This window comes from Streptomyces sp. NPDC060198 (genome assembly GCF_042728415.1).
Lineage (GTDB): Bacteria > Actinomycetota > Actinomycetes > Streptomycetales > Streptomycetaceae > Streptomyces.
Genome location: NZ_JBHWZJ010000122.1, coordinates 1 through 18,463, shown reverse-complemented (window position 1 = coordinate 18,463; position 18,463 = coordinate 1). Strand labels below are relative to the sequence as shown.

Sequence of the window (18,463 nt, the reverse complement as noted above, 5' to 3'; positions counted from 1 at the left end):
TCCTTGCCGCCGGAGAAGAGGATCACCGGCCGCTCGAACTCCCCCGCCACCTCGCGGAAGATGTGCACCGCCTCCGACTCCAGCGAGTCCAGGTGGCTGAGCGCGTACGGGTTGACGGTGCCTTCCGGCACGGTGGCGACGGACGTCACGCCAGGCCCCTCTCGGTGAGCAGCGCGTGGAGCGCGCTTGCGGACTCCTGCACGGTCTGCTGGTGCGACTCGATGCGCAGGTCGGGTGATTCGGGTGCCTCGTAGGGGTCGTCGACCCCGGTGAGGCCGCTGATCTCGCCCGCGGCCTGCTTGGCGTACAGCCCCTTCACGTCGCGCACGGAGCACACCTCGACGGGCGTGGCCACGTGCACCTCCAGGAAGGGGGTGCCCTCGGAGTGGTGCCGCTTGCGGACGGCGTCACGGCTGTCCGCGTACGGAGCGATCACCGGAACCAGCACCTTCACGCCGTTCGCCGCGAGCAGTTCGGCGACGAAGCCGATCCGCTGCACGTTCGTGTGGCGGTCCTCGCGGGAGAAGCCGAGGCCCGCGGAGAGGAACTCCCGGATCTCGTCGCCGTCGAGGACCTCCACCCGGTGGCCGTCGCCTTTCAGCCGGCCCGCGAGTTCGTACGCGATGGTGGTCTTGCCCGCGCTCGGCAGACCGGTCAGCCAGACGGTGGCTCCCGTCCCCGTCACGCTCATCGATATCTCCTGATCAGTCGTCATCAGCCGTGCAGCCCGCACTCGGTCTTGCCCCGGCCCGCCCAGCGGCCGGCGCGCGCGTCCTCGCCCTCCTGCACCCGGCGGGTGCAGGGCGCGCAGCCGACGGAGGTGTAACCGTCCATCAGCAAAGGGTTGGTGAGCACCCCGTGCTCCAGCACGTAGGCGTCCACGTCGTCCTGCGTCCAGCGGGCGATCGGCGACACCTTCACCTTGCGGCGCTTGGCGTCCCAGCCGACCACCGGGGTGCCCGCCCGGGTCGGGGACTCGTCACGGCGCAGCCCGGTCGCCCAGGCGCTGTACGCGGTCAGCCCCTCTTCGAGCGGCTTCACCTTGCGCAGCGCGCAGCACAGGTCGGGGTCGCGGTCGTGCAGCTTCGGTCCGTACTCGGCGTCCTGTTCGGCCACCGACTGGCGAGGGGTCAGGGTGATGACCCGCACGTCCATCACCGCCTCCACCGCGTCCCGCGTCCCGATGGTCTCGGGGAAGTGGTAGCCCGTGTCGAGGAAGACCACGTCCACGCCGGGCCTGGCCCGGGAGGCGAGGTGGGCCACCACCGCGTCCTCCATCGACGAGGTGACGCAGAACCGCTCGCCGAAGGTGTCCGCCGCCCAGGCCAGAATGTCGAGCGCCGAAGCGTCCTCCAGTTCCCGGCCCGCCTGCTCGGCGAGTTCCTCCAGCTCTGCGTCGGTGAGCCCCTCGGCCCGCAGAGTGTTCGTCATGTCCGCTCCCCCTCACCGTCGTTGCGCAGCAGTCCCTGGGTCAGCAGGCCCAGGAACTTCAGCTGGAACGCTCGGTTGCAGGAAGCGCATTCCCAGGCGCCGTGCCCGGTCTCGTGCGGGCGCAGATCCTCGTCGCCGCAGTACGGGCAGTAGAACGGCGCGGCTCGCTCGCTCATGACAGCGACTCCGCGGTGGCCCGCGCCGCCCAGGTGGCGAAGCGCTCGCCCTCTTCGCGCTCCTCCTGGTAACGACCGAGTACCCGCTCGACGTAGTCCGGCAGCTCGGCCGAAGTGACCTTCAGGCCACGGACCTTGCGGCCGAAGCCGGCCTCCAGGCCGAGCGCGCCGCCCAGGTGCACCTGGTAGCCCTCGACCTGCTTGCCTTCGCCGTCCAGCATCAGCTGCCCCTTGAGACCGATGTCCGCGGTCTGGATGCGGGCACAGGCGTTGGGGCACCCGTTGATGTTGATGGTGAGCGGCTCGTCGAACTCCGGCAGGCGGCGCTCCAGTTCGTCGATGAGCGAGGCGCCGCGCGCCTTCGTCTCGACGATCGCCAGCTTGCAGAACTCGATGCCGGTGCAGGCCATCGTGCCGCGCCGGAAGGACGAGGGCCGCACCTGGAAGTCCAGTGCCTCCAGCCCTTCGACCAGTGAGTCCACCTGGTCGGGCGCCACGTCGAGGACGATCATCTTCTGCTCGACGGTGGTGCGCAGCCGGTCCGAACCGTGCGCGGCGGCGAGGTCCGCGATCTTGGTGAGCGTCGAACCGTCCACCCGGCCGACGCGCGGGGCGAAGCCGACGTAGAAGTTGCCGTCGTTCTGCTGGTGCACACCGATGTGGTCGCGCCAGCGGGAGGTGGGCTGCGCGGGGGCGGGGCCGTCGAGCAGCGGACGCTTCAGGTACTCGTCCTCCAGCACCTGGCGGAACTTGGCGGGACCCCAGTCGGCCATCAGGAACTTCAGCCGGGCGCGGGTGCGCAGACGGCGGTAGCCGTAGTCGCGGAAGATACCGACGACCCCGGCCCACACGTCGGGTACCTCGTCCAACGGCACCCAGGCGCCGAGCCGTTCGGCGAAGCGCGGGTTGGTGGAGAGCCCGCCGCCGACCCAGACGTCGAACCCGGCACCGTGCTCCGGGTGCTCGACGCCGACGAAGGCGATGTCATTGATCTCGTGGACCACGTCCTGGACCGGCGAACCGGAGATCGCGGTCTTGAACTTCCGCGGCAGGTTGGAGAATTCCTTGCTGCCGATGTACCGCTCGTGGATCTCGTCCACCGCCGGCGTGCCGTCGATGATCTCGTCGGCCGCGATGCCCGCCACCGGCGAGCCGATGATCACGCGGGGGCAGTCGCCGCAGGCCTCGGTGGTCGAGAGCCCGACTGCCTCCAGCTTCTCCCAGATGGCCGGGACGTCCTCGATGGCGATCCAGTGCAGCTGGATGTTCTGCCGGTCGGTGATGTCCGCGGTGCCGCGGGCGTACTGCTGGGAGATCTCACCGATCACCCGCAGCTGGGCGGAGGTCAGCCGGCCGCCGTCGATGCGCACCCGGAGCATGAAGAAGCGGTCGTCCAGCTCCTCCGGCTCCAGCACGGCGGTCTTGCCGCCGTCGATCCCGGGCTTGCGCTGGGTGTAGAGGCCCCACCAACGCATGCGTCCGCGAAGGTCGTTCGGGTCGATCGAGTCGAAACCGCGCTTGGAGTAGATGTTCTCGATGCGTGCCCGCACGTTGAGAGCGTCGTCGTCCTTCTTGAACTGCTCGTTCCCGTTGAGGGGGGTGTAATGCCCCATCGCCCACTGGCCCTCGCCGCGGTGGCGTCCGGCCTTGCGGCGAGGCGTGGTGGTCGCAGGCTGTTCAGGGGTAGCGGCCATGACAATACGTCCTTCGGGACTGCGGGAGGGCGGCTCTGAGCTGCGCACTCGCGTGGACGCGGTGGTGCGGCGGGGCTTGCAGAGGAGGGGGAGCGCGGCGGTGCTGGGACTCTCAGCCCGCCGGACAGATGGCGCTGGACATGCGGCAGAGGTCGACGTGGCGTCGACTCACCAAGGCAATTCCAGTTCCAGGCATGACGGAAGCGTGTCACGCGCATCTCTGGCCAGTCCATCCCTATCCATCATCCGGACGAGATCGTCTCGCACGGTGAGACGATGTGGTTTGCATCACCCGGACGTACCTCCGGTAGGTCCGCATCGGCCCCGCTATGTCCAAAAGATGCCCACCGGTCCTCCATCAGACGGGTGTTCAGCTGCTGGACACCCAGCTCAGCGGCGGTCCGTCCGTCCCGCTCACGCCTGGAACGCCCCCGCTCACGCCGGGAACGCCCCCGGCCATGGCCCGGGTGCCGCCACCTCCGGCTCCGGCGCGACCGTGGTGTCGAAGAGCCGGTACCCCCGGCGCTCGTAGTTGGCCAGGGCGTGCGGGCCGTCCAGCGAGCAGGTGTGCACCCACACCCGTCGGGTCGCCGGCCGGCCGGGCCACCGCCCGGCGAGATCCCAGGCGCGCTCGGTTCCCCGACTCAGCAGATGGCCACCGATCCGGCGCCCCCGGAAGGCGGGGACGAGCCCGAAGTACATGATCTCCACGACACCGTCGTCCTGCGGGTCCAGCTCGACGTACCCGGCCGGTGTCCCGTCGACGTACGCCACCCACGTCTCGGCCCCCGGCCGGTCCACGATCTCCTGCCACTGCGCGTAGGTCAGGTCGAGCCGGTCCGTCCACCGGACGTCCCCGCCGACCGCCGTGTAGAGGAAACGGCTGAACTCCGGCGACGGCACCTCGGCCCGGACGATCCGTACGTCGTCGTCCGGCGCCTTCGCGGGCGCGAGATCGGTGGGAGAGGTCTGCTCCAGGGACCAGGTGGTCACGTCGACCGTGGGAGCTGTGGGAGCTGTGGGAGCTGTGGGAGCTGTGGGAGCCGTGGGGCGATCGGGGCTGTTCATGGGCGTCAGCGAACCACGACCGGTGCCGGACCGGGGCGGCGGGTCCCCGGACGCGCCGAGGATCCGGACGCCACCGGGGACTCCCGCACGCACGCCCTCAGGAGTTCCCCGCCGAGGCCCTGGCCCGCACCACCACCGGTGCGGTCGAGTGCGGCAGTAGATCGGCCGGTTCGTCCGGGTGGACGACCTGCACGTCGACCCCCTCCCGGAAGCGGTACGGGCGGTGGGCCAGCACTTCCGCGAGGTGACGGCGCATCCGGGAGATCTCGGCGCGGACCGTCACCGTGCGGGTGCCGTCGCCGAAGATGTCCCGCGCCAGCTGGGAGGCCGTACATCCCTCTTTGCGCAGGGCCAGCGCGTACAGCATCTCCGCGTGCCGGGGCGAGAGCCGCTGCGTCCAGGTCCCCACCGGACCCGCCACGTGCACCACCGGCTGCCCGGCCCGCCCCAGGTCCAGCACCACCCGGCGCGGCGGCCCGTCCGAGGCGTTCGTGGACGCCCCGTCCACCACCTGGACCAGCCAGCCTCCGGGCAGCGGCTCCACCCGGCACATCCCCAGCGACGGGAACCACACCCGTCCGGGGGCGAGCGACTTGGGCAGCGGCAGCCGGTCCACCGGCGGCATCCCGGCCACCGCCGCCAGCCAGCCGTGGGCGTCCACGGCGAGGGCCCGGCCACCGATCCGGCAGAGAATCGGCGCGGCCACCGACCGCAGCCGCTCGATCGTCGCCAGATGCCGGTTGCGTATCTCGCTCTCGGCGAGCTTGGCCACCGAGTCCACCAGGGCCAGCGTCGCCGGGTGGAAGGTGGACTCCGGACCGCTGATGTCGACGATGCCGATCAGGCGCCCGTCACGCGGGTCGCGGACCGGCGCCGCCGCGCACGTCCAGCTCTGCAGGGCGTTCACGAAATGCTCCGCGGAGTGCACCCGAACGGGGGTACGCGCGGCCAGCGACGTACCGATCGCGTTGGTCCCTATCACCGGCTCGGTCCACGTGGCGCCTTCCTCCAGCAGGATGCCTTCCGCCCGCCGCATCACGGAACGGTCGCCCTGCCGCCACAGCACGCGCCCCTTCGCGTCGCTGACCACCATGATCTGCCTCGTGCCGTCCGCGAAGGCCGCCAGCCCCTCGCGCAGCAACGGCATCACCGTGCCGAGCGCCGTGGCACGCCGCTGGTGCTCGATCTCCTCCGCCTCCATCAGCGGCCCGTCCGGCGCCCGCTCCGGGTCCACCCCGCTGCGCAGCACCCTGGACCAGGAGGCGTCGATCTCCGCCCGGGGCGCGGCCGCGCGCCGGCCGGACAGCCGTGCCTCGCGAGCCCGGCGCACCGCGTCGACGGGTGCCGGCCCGGAAGCCGGAGGGGCGGTTCGGGCGGCGCCTGTCTCCATCGCTGGTTTCACGAGTTTCCCCCCACAAAAGGTGCCTCGGGCCCCGGTCGAGGCACCAAGGTACTCATCCTGTCGCCGGCGGGGGCCCGCGCGTTCCACGCCCCCGCCCCGCTTGCAACCCTTTGCAACTCTGGCCAAGCCTCGGGCGAACGGTGAGAATGTGTCCACACCGTTCGGCACGGCTTCGCGCCGGCGCCGCCCGGTGCAGCACCGGCGTGGAGGGTGGTGCCGTGTCGGCGCAGCACCACCCTCCTTCGCTGTGCCCGGTCCGCCCGCCGCCGGGAACCGCGCCCGGCCCGTCGTCCGTCAGGGAGTCGTCGGCCGTGCCCGGTCGACGACGGAGGCCAGATCGAGGGTGTGCGGCAGCGTCCCGAACGCCGAGCCCCAGTCGCCGCCCAACCGCGAGGCGCAGAACGCGTCGGCGACCTCCGGCGGCGCCCAGCGCACCAGCAGCGACCCCTGGAGCACCAGCGCCATCCGCTCGACGATCCGCCGGGCCCGCGCCTCGACGCCGTCCAGATCGGCCAGTTCGGTCAGCAGGTCCTTGATCGCCCCGTCCAGCCGGTGATCGGCTCCCCGCGCCTTTCCGACCTCCCGCAGCAGCGCGTCCAGCGCCCTCGGCTCCCGCTGGAGGGCGCGCAGCACGTCGAGAGCCTGCACATTGCCGGAGCCCTCCCAGATGGAGTTGAGCGGCGCCTCCCGCAGCAGCCGGGGCATCCCGGACTCCTCGACGTACCCGTTGCCGCCCAGGCACTCCAGCGCCTCGCCCACCACCGCGGTGCACCGCTTGGTCACCCAGTACTTCGCGGCCGGCACGGCGAGCCGCAGGAACGCGCGTTCCTCCTCGGTGTCGGCGTCGTACGCGGCGGCCAGCCGCATCCCCAGCACCGTCGCCGCCTCCGATTCCAGCGCGAGGTCGGCGAGCACGTTGCGCATCAGCGGCTTCTCGATCAGCAGCCCGCCGAACGCGCTCCGGTGGGTGCTGTGGTGGATCGCCTGCGCCACCGCCTGCCGCATCAGCGCGGCGGAACCGACGACGCAGTCCAGGCGGGTCGCCGCGACCATCTCGATGATGGTGCGCACCCCCCGGCCCTCCTCGCCGACCCTGCGGGCCCACGTCCCGTCGAACTCGACCTCGCTCGACGCGTTGGACCTGTTGCCCAGCTTGTCCTTGAGCCGCTGGATCGCGAACACGTTCCTGGTGCCGTCCGGCAGCACCCGCGGCACCAGGAAACAGGTCAGACCACCCGGCGCCTGGGCCAGCACCAGGAAGCCGTCCGACATCGGCGCGGAGCAGAACCACTTGTGCCCGGTGAGCAGGTACTCGCCGTCGGCGGCCAGCCGCTCGGCCCCGGTCGTGTTGGAGCGGACGTCCGTACCGCCCTGTTTCTCGGTCATCCCCATGCCGAACAGGACCCCGGACTTCTCCGCGGCGGGCCGCAGCCCCTCCTCGTACACGTGCGAGGTCAGCAGCGGCTCCCACACGGCGGCGAGCGCCGGGTCGGTACGGAGCGCGGGCACCGCCGCGTGCGTCATCGACAGTGGGCAGCCGTGCCCCGCCTCGGCCTGCGTCCAGACCAGGAAGCCCGCGGCCCGCCGCACGTGGCCGCTCTCCCTGCCCCAGGCGTCGGTGAGACCGGCGGTCACGGCGTGGCCCAGCAGCCGGTGCCAGGCCGGGTGAAATTCGACCTCGTCGATCCGGTGTCCGTATCGGTCGTGAGTGCGCAGTTTCGGTGGATTCTCGTTCGCCAGCGCCCCCCACTCCTGGACCTGGGCCGATCCGGCCGCCTGTCCGAGCGTGTTCAGCTCCTGCCGTGCCTGGAGCAGGATTCCGGGCGCGAGATGTCGTTCCACCGCTTCGGACAGGGCGCGGTCCGCGCCGAAGACGTCGTAGCCGACCAGCGGCGGTACCTGATTGGTCACTGTGTGGGTGGTGGCTGCCATGCCGATACGGTAAGGACGTGCAGGCAGCAAATGAAACACCCGAGCGGAGATCGAGCCGACTCCACCGTGCCCGAGTTCTCTACCGCAACGTCTCCAAGCGGCAGATGGCGTGGCATCTGCTCAAGGACACCGTCAACTCGTGCATGGAGTACCGAATCCTCGGGCTCGCGGCCGAGGCGGCGTTCTTCACCCTGCTGTCCTTGCCGCCCCTGTTGCTCGGCCTGATCGGCCTCCTCGGGTACGTCGACGACTGGACCTCGACCACCACGGTCGCCTCCATCGAGCGGAACATCCTCGACGCCGCGCAGACCGTCCTCTCCGAGCGCGGTGTCAACGACTTCGCCAAACCGCTCCTGGACGACATCACCAACGGGGCCCGCCCCGACGTCATCTCCATCGGCTTCGCCATCGCCCTGTGGTCGGGCTCCCGCGCGGTGAACGTCTTCGTCGAGACCATCACCGTCATGTACGGACTCGACGGGCAGCGCGGCATCGTCAAGACCCGCCTGCTCGCTTTCCTGTTGTACGTCGTCGCCCTGCTGCTGGGGGCGGTGGTGCTGCCGCTGCTGGTGGCGGGCCCGGACCGGGTGGTCGAACTGGTCCCCTGGGGCACCGAGGTCCTGGCCGTCCTCTACTGGCCCCTGGTCATCCTGCTGACCATCGCGTTCCTGACGACCCTCTACCACGTGTCCGTCCCCGTGCGGTCGCCCTGGATGGAGGACGTACCGGGCGCTCTGGTGGCCCTGGGGATGTGGGTGATCGGCAGCTTCGTCCTGCGCTTCTACCTGACCAGCACCGTCGAGGGCCCGACGATCTACGGCTCCCTGGCGGCCCCCATCGCCGTACTCCTGTGGATCGGCGTCTCCGCTTTCGCGGTGCTCGTCGGCGCCGCGGTGAACGCGGCCATCGACCGGGTGTGGCCGTCCCTGGCCACGGCCGAGGCCCGTGAGGCCAACGACCTCGCCCGCGCCGCCCAGGCCGCCGAATTCGTGGCCCGGACCCGGCCCTCGGCCTGGGCGATGTACGCCGACGACGAGGAGGACGGCGTCGACGAGGGCGGCGACATGCCCTCCGAGTACCCGGAACGCTGGTCCCGCTTCCTGCCCCCGGACGACCTGAGGTCCCGGCTGCACGCGGCCTGGGACAAGGAGCCGAGGGAATCCAGGGAGAGCAAGGCGCACCGGGACGACAAGGAGCGCCAGGAGTCGAAGGAGTCCGCCGACGGTACGGCCGGCGGCTCCACCTGGCGGCCGGGGGCGCCGAAGTAGTCGAGGGACCGTCCGCCCGACCGCAGGCGTTCGGCAGGCCCGGTCCCGGCCGCGATGACCGCCACCGCGTGTGTCGCCCGCCACGGCCACGGCGTTACCCTCGGGTCCGGACCGTCCCGTACCGGACCGCCGGGCGGTCCGCTCCGGACGGGGGAATCCGTGGAACTGCGCCATCTGATGGGCTTCGTCGCAGTGGCCGAGGAGTTGCACTTCGGTCGCGCCGCCCGACGGCTCCGGATGGCCCAGCCGCCCCTCAGCCGGCAGATCCGCGGGCTGGAGAAGGAACTCGGCGTCCAGCTCTTCGAGCGCAGTACCCGCTCCGTACGGCTGACCAGTGCGGGGGAGTCCTTCCTCGAACCCGTGCGCCAGGTCCTGGCCGGACTGGACACCGCCGTCGGTGTCGCCCGGGCCGCCGGGCGGGGCGAGTACGGCAAAGTCACCATCGGCTTCGCGGGGGCCTCCTCCCACGAGACCCTGCCGAGGCTCACCCGTGCCGTCCGCGCCGCACACCCCGGCCTCGAACTGGTCATGACCGGTCAGACCTACGCGAACGTGGCCCTGGCCCGGGTCGCCGACGGCTCGCTCGACCTCGGGTTCGTACGGTTGCCGGTGAGCGGGCCGGGCGTCGCCCACCGGGTGATCGGCGAGGAGGAGCTCATCTGCGCGCTCCCCTGCGACCACCCGCTCGCAGGCCTGCCCGCCGTGCCGCTCGGCGCGCTCGCCGACGAAGCGTTCGTCTCCTTCCCGGCCGACGCGGGCTCCACCGTCCGGGACGCGATGGAGCAGGCCTGCGCGGCCCACGGGTTCACCCCGCACGTGGTGCAGGAGGCCCCCGACTCGTACACGATCATGGCGCTGGTCGCGGCCGGAGTGGGCGTGACCCTGACCGTCAGCTCCTGCGGGCACATCCAGCAGAACGGACTCGTCCACCGCCCCCTCGCCGGTCCGCCCGTACGCCGCCACACCGCACTCGCCTGGCGGGAGGACAACCCCTCGGCCGCTCTGCGGGCGGTGCTCGCCGTGGCCGCGCAGGCGCTGCCCACCCCGCCCGTGCGCCCGGCCACGTCCGATTGAGACGCCGATCGTCCTGAATCAGGGCCATTTCGGTATTGGACCGACTCAGTCGCCGGGTGCGAGGGTCGTGTGGGGCACGGAACGCCCGGGCCCGCGCCCCGTGGAGACCCGCGCGCCCCGCAGGCACCCGCGCACGCAACGCCGGAGTACCCGCGTACGCCGCCCCGGCCGTGAGCCTTACCCGCAGAGAGAGGCCCCACCGTGATGGACCCGCTCGACGTCGTCGTCTGCGAACCGCTGCGCACCCCGATCGGCCGTTTCGGCGGCTCCTTCGCGCGGTCGACCCCCGCCGCGCTCGCGGCACGCGTCATCTCCGAACTCGTCGCGCGCACCGGCATCGACCCGGAGAGGATCGACGAAGTCGTCCTCGGCCACTCCTACCCGAGCTCCGAAGCACCCGCCATCGGCCGGGTCGCCGCGCTCGACGCGGGGCTGCCCGCCACCGTCACGGGCACGCAGATCGACCGGCGTTGCGGCTCGGGTCTCCAAGCCGTCCTGGACGCGGCGATGCAGGTCCGGGCCGGCTTCAGCGAGGTGGTGATCGCGGGTGGAGTCGACGTCATGAGCGCCGCCCCCTACTACACCCACGAAGGCCGCTGGGGCATCAAGGGCCCCGGCCTCCAGCTCCACGACTCCCTCGCACGCGGCCGGGCCACCGCCGGCGGCCTCCACCACCCCGTCCCCGGCGGCATGATCGAGACGGCCGAGAACCTGCGCAGGACGTACGGAATCAGCCGGGAGGACCAGGACGCGCTCGCCCTGCGCTCCCAGCGACGCGCAGCCCGGGCCGCCGCCGAGGGCCGCTACGGCGAGGAGACCGTCCCCGTCACGGTCCGGACCCGTGAGGGAGAGCGGACCGTCACTGCCGACGAGCACCCCCGCCCCGACACGACCGCCGAGCAACTGGCCTCGCTGCGACCGGTGCTGGGCAAGGCCGACCCCGACGCGACGGTCACCGCCGGCAACGCCAGCGGCCAGAACGACGCAGCTGCCGCCTGCCTCGTCACCAGCGCCGCCACGGCCGAACGCCTGGGCCTGACGCCGCTGGTGAGGCTGGTCTCCTTCGCGCGCGCCGGTGTTCCCGCCGCCACCATGGGTATCGGTCCGGTTCCCGCCACCCGGACGGCGCTGGAGCGTGCCGGACTCACCCTCGCCGACCTCGACCTCATCGAGATCAACGAGGCGTTCGCCGCCCAGGTCCTCGCCTGCACCCGCGAGTTGGGCCTCGGTGAGAAGGACCACGAGCAACGGATCAACGTCAACGGCTCCGGCATCTCCCTCGGTCACCCCGTCGGCGCCACTGGCGCCCGCATCCTGGCCACCCTCAGCAGGGAGATGCACCGCAGCGGCGCCCGCTACGGCCTGGAGACCATGTGCGTCGGTGGCGGGCAGGGACTCGCCGCGATCTTCGAGCGGGTCGCCGTCTGACGGGGCGCACCGCCCGCCGGCGATACCGGAAGGGGTGTCACCACCGCGAGCGGGCACGACCACTGGCGGGAAACCGCAGGTGAAGCAGGGGTGTCGACGCTTACCTCTTTCTCGGGGCCGGGCTCCCGGAACAGCAAAAGGCCCGGCCGGGAAGCGCTCGCTCCCCGGCCGGGCCTCGGTGTCCGCGTACGTCAGTTGCGTGCGTCCCGGGCGCGGCGCATCAGCAGCACCCCGCCGAGCAGCATCGCGGCGCTCGCACCCGCGGCCAGACCGGTCTCGGCCGCACCGGTCTCGGCCAGCTCCGGCGGAGTCGGCGCCACGGGGGTGTCGACGGGCGGGACGTCGGTCGGAGGTACGTCGACGGGCGGGACGTCGGTAGGCGGCACGTCGGTCGGAGGGACGTCCACCGGGGGCTCGACCGGCGGCTGAACAGGCGGCTCGACCGGCGGCTGAACCGGCGGCTCGACCGGGGGCTCGACCGGCGGGTCCACCGGGGGCTGAACAGGCGGCTCGACCGGCGGGTCCACCGGGGGCTGAACAGGCGGCTCGACCGGCGGGTCCACCGGGGGCTGAACAGGCGGCTGGACCGGGGGCTGAACAGGCGGCTGGACCGGGGGCTGAACAGGCGGGACGTCGGGCGTGCTCGTGTTGGCGCAGGTGTTGCCGAACGCCGGGTTGAGCAGCGCGATGACGTTCACCGTGTTGCCGCACAGATTGACCGGGATGTGGACGGGGACCTGGGCCACGTTTCCGGAGCCCACCCCCGGGGAGCCGACCGCCGCGCCGGACGCGTCGGCGTCCGCGAACGCCTGCCCACCGGCTACGGAGAGGAGCCCCGAGGCGGCGGCGATGAGCAACGTGCTTTTCTTCAGAACCTGTCGCATTTCCTGCTCTTCCTTGGAAATTTCCGTACAACTGGTCGCGCCCGAGGTATGACCGGGCGGGTGCCACTGTGCGACCGGGGCCGGAGACCTTGGCGGACGGACGTCCCACGTGTGCGCTGGATAACAGCCCTAACGAAGCGGGACCGTGATGGAAACTCGGGAAGTTCTGGAAAATTCTCAATCACTCGTACGGATTACTCGTGAATACGCGAAATGACGCTCTGTCTGATAAGTAGTTGCCTCAACCAACCCTTGTGCTGCGCCCGTTCGGCGAGAGTCCGCCCCCTGCGGCCCTTGCGGGAGAGGGCTCTCCGCGGCGTAATTCCGTATGCCGAGCAGGGCAGCAAATAGTGCAATTTGTCCGCCGTGCCGGAATGCGGGAAGGCCCGGGAGGATCTTCGGTCCGGTGAGTGCCTGAGGGGGAGGCTCCGGCGGGCCCGCAGAAGTCTCGTACGTGCGGTCGGATGCCCACTCGGACGGGCGTGAATCTCCGCGTTTTACCAGGTGGGCCAAGGGGCTCCCCGGCAATCGGGTGAACGCGGAGAACCAAACGGCGGGCGGCGAGTTGATCAGGCCGCTCCCCTCCACGGGGCAACGAGTACGAGAAGGGTTAATCGTGATCAAGAAGGTTCTGGCGACGGGTGCCGTCGCCGCATCCATCCTCGGTCTCGGGGCCACGCAGGCCATGGCCATCGGCAACGACGGCGGCACCACTTCGGTCAACGGCAACGGAGCCACTCACTCCTACGGCAACGCCGAGACGAACGGCGACTGGAGCCCGCAGTTCGGTCTGGTCCAGGGGTCGCTCAACAAGCCCTGTGTCGGTCTGCCGCTCAAGGCCAACCTCGGTTCGCTCATCGGGGCCATCCCGATCTCGGTCCAGGACGTCAACGTGCTGTCCTCGCCGCAGAACCAGCAGTGCACGGAGAACTCGACCCAGGCGAAGGGCGACGAGGCGCTGTCGCACATCCTGGACGACATCCCGATCCTCTCCGGCAACGGCACCGGCAACAACTGATCAAACGCACGCCGGAGGGCCCGGGCCGACGGCCTTCCTCCCCGTGCGGCCCGGGCCCGTCCGCTGCCGTTCTTCGGCAGTGCGCGGCGGCCCGCCTGTGTCCGCGTGCCTGTCGCGACACTGGTGGCCGTCGGATCATCACACCATGCGGGTGGATTTCCGGAGAATCTCCCTGAGGGAGTTTCGATTCCGCCCGCTCCTCGTTATGAAGGAAAGCGTCGGAGTTGCGAGCGGTCTTTCAGAACGCTCGTGCGGCACGAAGTACGTGACCGCCTCGGCCTCCGCCGCGAGAAAGGGATGAAAATGAAGTACACCAAGGTTGCCGCCGTCGCCGCCGGAACCCTGATGGCGCTGGGTGCCGCTGCCCCCGCCATGGCCGATGCCGGCGCCGAGGGCGTCGCCGCCGGTTCCCCGGGTGTTATCTCCGGGAACGTCATCCAGGTCCCGGTCCACATTCCGATCAACCTCTGCGGCAACACGATCAACGTGATCGGCCTGCTGAACCCGGCCTTCGGCAACACCTGCGTCAACGCCTGAAATAGGCCCGGGTGAGCGAGCTCATCCATGGTCGGCCCCGGATCGCTTCGGTGACCCGGGGCCTTCGCCTTTACCGGAAAGAATTTACCGGAAAAATCCTGCCGGTCCGTGAGCGGCGGTATGTCCCGGGAGTCGGGGGCGTCGGGAAGAATTCCGCCCGCACGCAGTTTCCGGGGCCGTCCCGGGCTCGTTGTCCTGGTGCGAGCGGCAGGAGTCACAGCCACGGAAGGCTTGTGTGAGGTCGCCCTGAAGGGCCGACACGGCTGCTGCTCCGGAAGGGAAGCTGAAAGTGAAGTACGCGAAGACTGCCGCGCTCCTTGCCGGTTCGGTGGTCGCCCTCGGAACGGCCGCCCCCGCGTTCGCCGTCGCGGAAGCCGCCGCGGAAACCTCCACGGCCCCCGTCTTCAGTCTCGACACCGGCCTCAACCAGGTCATGGACAACACTCCGCAGGTCGTCGACGCACTCGGCGGCACGGTGGAAGGCGCGACGGAGACCATGAAGAAGGACGGCACCGTCGGCAAGCTCGCCGGTGAGGCGAAGAGTGCCGCCAAGGGTGCGACGCCGCTCCTCGGCGGGCTTTCGCTCGGCGGCTGACGAACGGTCGCTCAGCCCGTCCACGCCTTTCCGCAGGTCCCGCCTGTGGAAGGCGCCGATGCGTCGGACCGGTCCGTGCCGAGCGCCGACTTCCGCGGCCGCAGCACCATTTGAGTGAACCGCCGCAACCAATCCCGCACCCGAGAGTTGATCAGGTCGCTCCGGACAGGCGGGCTCGTAGACATTTCAAGAAGGGCATTTCCATGTTCAAGAAGATTATGGCCTCCGCTGCCGTCGCGGCCTCCGTCGTCGGCGTCTCCGCCGCCTTCGCGCCCTCCGCGATGGCCATCGGCAACGACGGCGGCACCACGTCCGTCAACGGCAACGGTGCCGTGCAGTCCTACGGCAACTCCGCCACCCACGGCGACTGGAGCCCGCAGTTCGCGCTCATCCAGGGCTCGCTGAACAAGCCCTGCATCGCCCTGCCGGCCAAGGCCAACCTCGGTTCGCTCATCGGACTGGTCCCGATCACGGTCCAGGACATCAACGTGCTGTCCTCGCCGCAGAACCAGCAGTGCACCGAGAACTCCACCCAGGCGAAGGGCGACGAGGCGCTGTCGCACATCCTGGACGGTATCCCGATCCTCTCGGGCAACGGCACCGGCAACAGCTGACACCCACGGGTGCGGGCGTGACGCCGCGAGGACGCGCGTCCCGCACCCGAGGCCGTCCCGTTCACCGGCGCTGGATTGAGCGCGGGGCCTGTTCCGTCGCACGACCGATCTTTCGGCCGTCCGGCGGGGCAGGCCCTTCGTCGTGTCCGGGCCGCGGTCGTTTCTCGCCGATACCGCTGTCGGTCCGGCTGTCGGTCAGGCTGTTGGGCCGGATGCCGCAGCGTGGGCTGCCGCGAAGGCCGGGTGCGGGTAGGGGTCCTCCATGGACCAGTACGACAGTCAGAATCCGCCGCACGGGCAGCGGCCCGCGGAGAGCGACACCCCCATCTTCGACCGGCTGTTGGCCGAGTGGCAGGCGGCGAACCGCGTTCCCGGACCGGCGGAGCCCGTCACCGCGGTCTCGGGCTACCGGGTACCGGCGGCTCGAAATCACCATAAAACGCCTGGAAGGTAAGCCATTGGCGTCTATTTCACGCCAGATCGAACCCATTTGAGTGGTGCTGCGCAACCGAATCTTCCGCAGAGGGTTGATCAATACGTTCCACAACGGAACGCTCCGAAAGGTGAAGCGTGATGAAGAAGATGATGACCGGCGCGGCAATGGCCGTGTCCCTGATCGGTCTGTCCGTCGCCGCGGCCCCGATGGCCCTGGCGATCGGCAACGACGGCGGCACCACGACGGTCAACGGGAACGGCGCCGAGTCGGAGGTCGGCAACAGCGAGACCAACGGTGCCTTCAGCCCCCAGAACCAGCTCATCCAGGGCACGCTGAACGACCTGTGCCTCGGTGTTCCGGTCAAGGCCAACGTGGGCTCGCTGATCGGGCTCATCCCGATCACGGTCCAGGACGTCAACGTCCTGGCCAACCCGCAGAACCAGCAGTGCGCGGACAACTCCACGCAGGCGAAGGGCGACGAGCCGCTGTCGCACGTCCTGGACGACATCCCGGTCCTCTCGGGCAACGGCGCCGGCAACAACTGACCCGCGCGCGGCCGGGCGGTCGGCGGGAATCTCCCCGCCGCCGCCCGCACCCGCGGGTGAGCCACCGCTCATGATGATGTCCACCACCCCACGGGGATGGTGGACATCGTCGTTTTCGTGGAGAGGCCGGGCAGGGTCAGCCGAGCGCGCGCACCGGCATCATGCAGTGGGCCGAGGTGGCGACGATGTCGGGATTCGCGGCGAACGCCCGCAACTGGTCCTCGGACACCGGCCGGCCGGGCACCGCCTCGGGCCACGGACGCGTCGCGAACATGCCGTACACCTGGCCCCGGTCCCTGGCGGCGGCCAGCCACTCGGTGGGCGCCGGGTACTGCGCCGTGAAATGAGGAAGCGTCAGGACCGCCTGCCCGGACTGGACGAGGAGTTTGACCTGGACGCCGGACTTCTCGGCCGTGTCGACGACTCCGCCGCCGACCTGGAGTCCGGCGCGTTCGAGCGCCGTCCGCATGGCGGCCTGGCCGGCCACCGGGCCGTCCTGCCCGTCTCCGAGGGAGTAGGTCAGGAGGAAGGCCACATCGGGCCCGCCCTCGGGATGCCGGCCGCTCCAGCCGATCACGATCTGGGAGCCCAACTGGGCAGGTGAGTAGGGGTGGATGGATGTCTGGGGTGAGGTCATGCTCGGCACCCTAACCGTGGCGGACCGGGTGTTGTGCATGCCTATCACCTGAAAGAGGGAGATCTGCGGGTAATGCCGACGTGCGGCCACGGAAGCCCGCAAAGCCGCGTCCGGCCGTGTACGGGGCTCCCGGAAAATCCGTTGACGGCCGCCGGGGGCGACTGGCTAGGGTGGACACCGTTCCCCTGCGATACCGCACGGGACGGAGCCGGCGGACGACCACCGCCGAGGGACCAGGAGGTGAGGACATTGATGACTGTCATGGCGACGGGCGCTGCCCGCAATCGGACGAGCACTGTTCTCCCCCCTGTGGCCACCGGCTGACCTTCATCTCGCTGAGCGCGACGCGCTGCCGGGGCCACCCTGTGAAGGGTTTCCCCTTGTCTTTCCCCTCTCCCACCGCTCTCTCCGGCCTCCCGGCCCCGTCGCACCCCCTCACGCCCTACGGCTGGGACGACGACTGGGCCGCCGCCTTCGCCCCGTACGCCGCGCAGGGTCTCCTGCCCGGTCGCGTGGTGCGGGTGGACCGGGGCCAGTGCGACGTGATCACCCCCTTTGGCACCCTGCGGGCGGACACCGCGTTCGTCGTGCCCCGCGACCCGATGCGGATCGTCTGCACCGGGGACTGGGTGGCCGTCGATCCCGACGGTGACCCGCGGTTCGTCCGTACGCTGCTGCCGCGGCGTACGGCCTTCGTACGGTCGACCTCCTCGCAGCGTTCCGAGGGCCAGGTGCTCGCCACCAACATCGACCACATCGTCATCTGCGTCTCTCTCGCGGTCGAACTCGACCTCGGGCGGCTCGAACGCTTCCTCGCGCTCGCCCTCTCCAGTTCCGGCGGCGACGCCCTGCTGGGCGGTGCGGCGGATGCCGCCGGACAGCCCGAGACGGTGGTCGTCCTCACCAAGGCGGATCTGGTGCCGGACGCGGCCACGCTCGCGCACCTCACCGAGGACGTCGCCGCCGTCGCCCCCGGCGCGCAGGTCCTCACCGTCAGCTCGCACACCGGCGAGGGCGTCGACGTCTTCACCGCCCTCGTCTCCAGCGGTACGAGCGTGCTCATCGGCATCTCAGGCGCGGGCAAGTCGACCCTCGCCAACACCCTGCTCGGCGAGGACGTGATGGAGGTGATGGCCACCCGTGACGTCGACGGGAAGGGACGTCACACCACCACGACCCGGAATCTGCTGGTCCTGCCGAACGGCGGCGTCCTCATCGACACCCCCGGGCTGCGCGGGGTCGGACTCTGGGACGCGGAGGCGGGCGTCGGCCAGGTCTTCTCGGAGATCGAGGAGCTGGCCGGAAACTGCCGCTTCCACGACTGCGCCCACGCCTCCGAGCCCGGCTGCGCGGTGGCCGCAGCCATCGAGGACGGGTCGCTCTCCGTCCGGCGGCTCGACAGCTACCGCAAGCTCCTGCGCGAGAACCAGCGGATCGTCGCCAAGACCGACGCCCGTGTCCGTACCGAGATGCTGCGTGAGTGGAAGCGCAGAGGAGCGGAGGGCCGGTCCGCCATGGAGGCCAAGCGGGGACGGGGCAGGTAAGGGGCTGTCCCTCGGGGATCACGCTCACCACTTCGGGGACCACCCCTCGCGTCCGCCGGGCCGGTGCCCCCGGCCGGCGGTCGGGTTGTGCTAATTTGTGGCATGTCCTATTTAATGTACGACAACACGGGCACGACGGTCGAGGAGCCCGACGCCCCCGCCGTACGGGCGGCCGTGGCC

General features: G+C 70.6%; 19 protein-coding genes and 1 pseudogene. 9 read left to right on the top strand and 11 right to left on the bottom strand.

The genetic code is table 11. From position 1 onward, the window contains the following. The 9 genes and pseudogenes from ACFWEP_RS17205 to ACFWEP_RS17165 form a co-directional block, all read right to left on the bottom strand. Positions 1-149, bottom strand: a pseudogene (locus ACFWEP_RS17205) (sulfate adenylyltransferase small subunit); the annotation flags it as partial. Next, the gene (cysC, locus tag ACFWEP_RS17200) at positions 146-691 is read right to left on the bottom strand and encodes an adenylyl-sulfate kinase (protein ID WP_387371037.1); all 546 of its coding nucleotides are present in this window, start codon (positions 689-691) and stop codon (positions 146-148) included. The gene cysC and the pseudogene ACFWEP_RS17205, both read right to left, overlap by 4 nt. A 23-nt stretch (positions 692-714) precedes the next feature. Then, positions 715-1,431: a phosphoadenylyl-sulfate reductase gene (locus ACFWEP_RS17195; protein WP_387371035.1), complete on the bottom strand. Its 717-nt coding sequence runs from the start codon at positions 1,429-1,431 to the stop codon at positions 715-717. Then, positions 1,428-1,607, bottom strand: coding sequence for a hypothetical protein (locus ACFWEP_RS17190; RefSeq protein ID WP_358756179.1), 180 nt, complete (start codon positions 1,605-1,607; stop codon positions 1,428-1,430). The genes ACFWEP_RS17195 and ACFWEP_RS17190 overlap by 4 nt, the downstream gene beginning before the upstream one ends. Then, positions 1,604-3,301, bottom strand: coding sequence for a nitrite/sulfite reductase (locus ACFWEP_RS17185; RefSeq protein ID WP_387371033.1), 1,698 nt, complete (start codon positions 3,299-3,301; stop codon positions 1,604-1,606). The genes ACFWEP_RS17190 and ACFWEP_RS17185 overlap by 4 nt, the downstream gene beginning before the upstream one ends. A 112-nt stretch (positions 3,302-3,413) precedes the next feature. Next, a complete protein-coding gene (locus ACFWEP_RS17180; protein WP_328723604.1) occupies positions 3,414-3,497 on the bottom strand; it encodes a putative leader peptide in 84 nt (27 codons plus the stop codon). Between the two features lie 239 nt (positions 3,498-3,736). After that, positions 3,737-4,369, bottom strand: coding sequence for a GNAT family N-acetyltransferase (locus tag ACFWEP_RS17175; RefSeq protein WP_387371031.1), 633 nt, complete (start codon positions 4,367-4,369; stop codon positions 3,737-3,739). Between the two features lie 97 nt (positions 4,370-4,466). Beyond that, entirely contained in the window at positions 4,467-5,759 is a 1,293-nt protein-coding gene (locus ACFWEP_RS17170) for a GAF domain-containing protein (RefSeq protein WP_387371029.1), read from the bottom strand. 306 nt (positions 5,760-6,065) lie between these two features. Next, complete coding sequence (locus ACFWEP_RS17165) at positions 6,066-7,703, bottom strand: acyl-CoA dehydrogenase family protein (protein ID WP_387371027.1); 1,638 nt, start codon at positions 7,701-7,703, stop codon at positions 6,066-6,068. A gap of 17 nt (positions 7,704-7,720) precedes the next feature. Here ACFWEP_RS17165 and ACFWEP_RS17160 point away from each other — a divergent pair, with 17 nt between their 5' ends. From ACFWEP_RS17160 to ACFWEP_RS17150, 3 genes are all read left to right on the top strand, one after another. Further along, entirely contained in the window at positions 7,721-8,971 is a 1,251-nt protein-coding gene (locus ACFWEP_RS17160) for a YihY/virulence factor BrkB family protein (protein ID WP_387371025.1), read from the top strand. 159 nt (positions 8,972-9,130) lie between these two features. Next, positions 9,131-10,045, top strand: coding sequence for a LysR substrate-binding domain-containing protein (locus ACFWEP_RS17155; protein ID WP_387371023.1), 915 nt, complete (start codon positions 9,131-9,133; stop codon positions 10,043-10,045). A 204-nt stretch (positions 10,046-10,249) separates the two neighbouring features. Beyond that, entirely contained in the window at positions 10,250-11,473 is a 1,224-nt protein-coding gene (locus ACFWEP_RS17150; protein ID WP_387371021.1) for an acetyl-CoA C-acetyltransferase, read from the top strand. 191 nt (positions 11,474-11,664) lie between these two features. Here the strand turns inward: ACFWEP_RS17150 and ACFWEP_RS17145 are convergent, their stop codons facing one another. Beyond that, positions 11,665-12,357 carry a chaplin gene (locus ACFWEP_RS17145; RefSeq protein ID WP_387371019.1) on the bottom strand — a complete coding sequence of 231 codons (693 nt, stop codon included), beginning with the start codon at positions 12,355-12,357 and terminating at the stop codon, positions 11,665-11,667. Positions 12,358-12,973: 616 nt separating this feature from the next. On the opposite strand from ACFWEP_RS17145, the gene ACFWEP_RS17140 reads away from it, so the two are divergent. The 5 genes from ACFWEP_RS17140 to ACFWEP_RS17120 all read left to right on the top strand — a co-directional run bounded on the left by ACFWEP_RS17140 (position 12,974) and on the right by ACFWEP_RS17120 (position 16,102). Further along, the gene (locus tag ACFWEP_RS17140) at positions 12,974-13,375 is read left to right on the top strand and encodes a rodlin (protein ID WP_387371017.1); all 402 of its coding nucleotides are present in this window, start codon (positions 12,974-12,976) and stop codon (positions 13,373-13,375) included. Positions 13,376-13,678: 303 nt separating this feature from the next. After that, the gene (locus tag ACFWEP_RS17135) at positions 13,679-13,912 is read left to right on the top strand and encodes a chaplin (RefSeq protein ID WP_328718657.1); all 234 of its coding nucleotides are present in this window, start codon (positions 13,679-13,681) and stop codon (positions 13,910-13,912) included. Between the two features lie 289 nt (positions 13,913-14,201). Further along, positions 14,202-14,507, top strand: coding sequence for a hypothetical protein (locus ACFWEP_RS17130; RefSeq protein WP_387371015.1), 306 nt, complete (start codon positions 14,202-14,204; stop codon positions 14,505-14,507). 203 nt (positions 14,508-14,710) lie between these two features. Next, a complete protein-coding gene (locus ACFWEP_RS17125) occupies positions 14,711-15,121 on the top strand; it encodes a rodlin (protein WP_328718654.1) in 411 nt (136 codons plus the stop codon). 573 nt (positions 15,122-15,694) lie between these two features. Further along, positions 15,695-16,102, top strand: a complete 408-nt coding sequence (locus ACFWEP_RS17120; protein WP_323180461.1) for a rodlin — start codon at positions 15,695-15,697, stop codon at positions 16,100-16,102. Between the two features lie 136 nt (positions 16,103-16,238). Here the strand turns inward: ACFWEP_RS17120 and ACFWEP_RS17115 are convergent, their stop codons facing one another. Continuing rightward, positions 16,239-16,739 (bottom strand): DUF5949 family protein, encoded by a 501-nt coding sequence (locus tag ACFWEP_RS17115; RefSeq protein WP_387371012.1) that lies wholly within the window; start codon positions 16,737-16,739, stop codon positions 16,239-16,241. Positions 16,740-17,119: 380 nt separating this feature from the next. On the opposite strand from ACFWEP_RS17115, the gene rsgA reads away from it, so the two are divergent. After that, positions 17,120-18,283, top strand: a complete 1,164-nt coding sequence (gene rsgA / locus ACFWEP_RS17110; RefSeq protein WP_387371010.1) for a ribosome small subunit-dependent GTPase A — start codon at positions 17,120-17,122, stop codon at positions 18,281-18,283. Positions 18,284-18,463: the final 180 nt, after the last annotated feature.

Bases quoted from the DNA above. Each gene is read 5' to 3' on its own strand.
- ACFWEP_RS17175 (WP_387371031.1), bottom strand. From the start codon at position 4,369: ATGAACAGCCCCGATCGCCCCACGGCTCCCACAGCTCCCACAGCTCCC.
- ACFWEP_RS17185 (WP_387371033.1), bottom strand. From the start codon at position 3,301: ATGGCCGCTACCCCTGAACAGCCTGCGACCACCACGCCTCGCCGCAAG.
- ACFWEP_RS17135 (WP_328718657.1), top strand. From the start codon at position 13,679: ATGAAGTACACCAAGGTTGCCGCCGTCGCCGCCGGAACCCTGATGGCG.
- ACFWEP_RS17115 (WP_387371012.1), bottom strand. From the start codon at position 16,739: ATGACCTCACCCCAGACATCCATCCACCCCTACTCACCTGCCCAGTTG.
- ACFWEP_RS17195 (WP_387371035.1), bottom strand. From the start codon at position 1,431: ATGACGAACACTCTGCGGGCCGAGGGGCTCACCGACGCAGAGCTGGAG.
- ACFWEP_RS17170 (WP_387371029.1), bottom strand. From the start codon at position 5,759: ATGGAGACAGGCGCCGCCCGAACCGCCCCTCCGGCTTCCGGGCCGGCA.
- ACFWEP_RS17125 (WP_328718654.1), top strand. From the start codon at position 14,711: ATGTTCAAGAAGATTATGGCCTCCGCTGCCGTCGCGGCCTCCGTCGTC.
- ACFWEP_RS17190 (WP_358756179.1), bottom strand. From the start codon at position 1,607: ATGAGCGAGCGAGCCGCGCCGTTCTACTGCCCGTACTGCGGCGACGAG.
- cysC (WP_387371037.1), bottom strand. From the start codon at position 691: ATGAGCGTGACGGGGACGGGAGCCACCGTCTGGCTGACCGGTCTGCCG.
- ACFWEP_RS17120 (WP_323180461.1), top strand. From the start codon at position 15,695: ATGAAGAAGATGATGACCGGCGCGGCAATGGCCGTGTCCCTGATCGGT.
- ACFWEP_RS17145 (WP_387371019.1), bottom strand. From the start codon at position 12,357: ATGCGACAGGTTCTGAAGAAAAGCACGTTGCTCATCGCCGCCGCCTCG.
- ACFWEP_RS17165 (WP_387371027.1), bottom strand. From the start codon at position 7,703: ATGGCAGCCACCACCCACACAGTGACCAATCAGGTACCGCCGCTGGTC.
- ACFWEP_RS17150 (WP_387371021.1), top strand. From the start codon at position 10,250: ATGGACCCGCTCGACGTCGTCGTCTGCGAACCGCTGCGCACCCCGATC.
- ACFWEP_RS17180 (WP_328723604.1), bottom strand. From the start codon at position 3,497: ATGCCTGGAACTGGAATTGCCTTGGTGAGTCGACGCCACGTCGACCTC.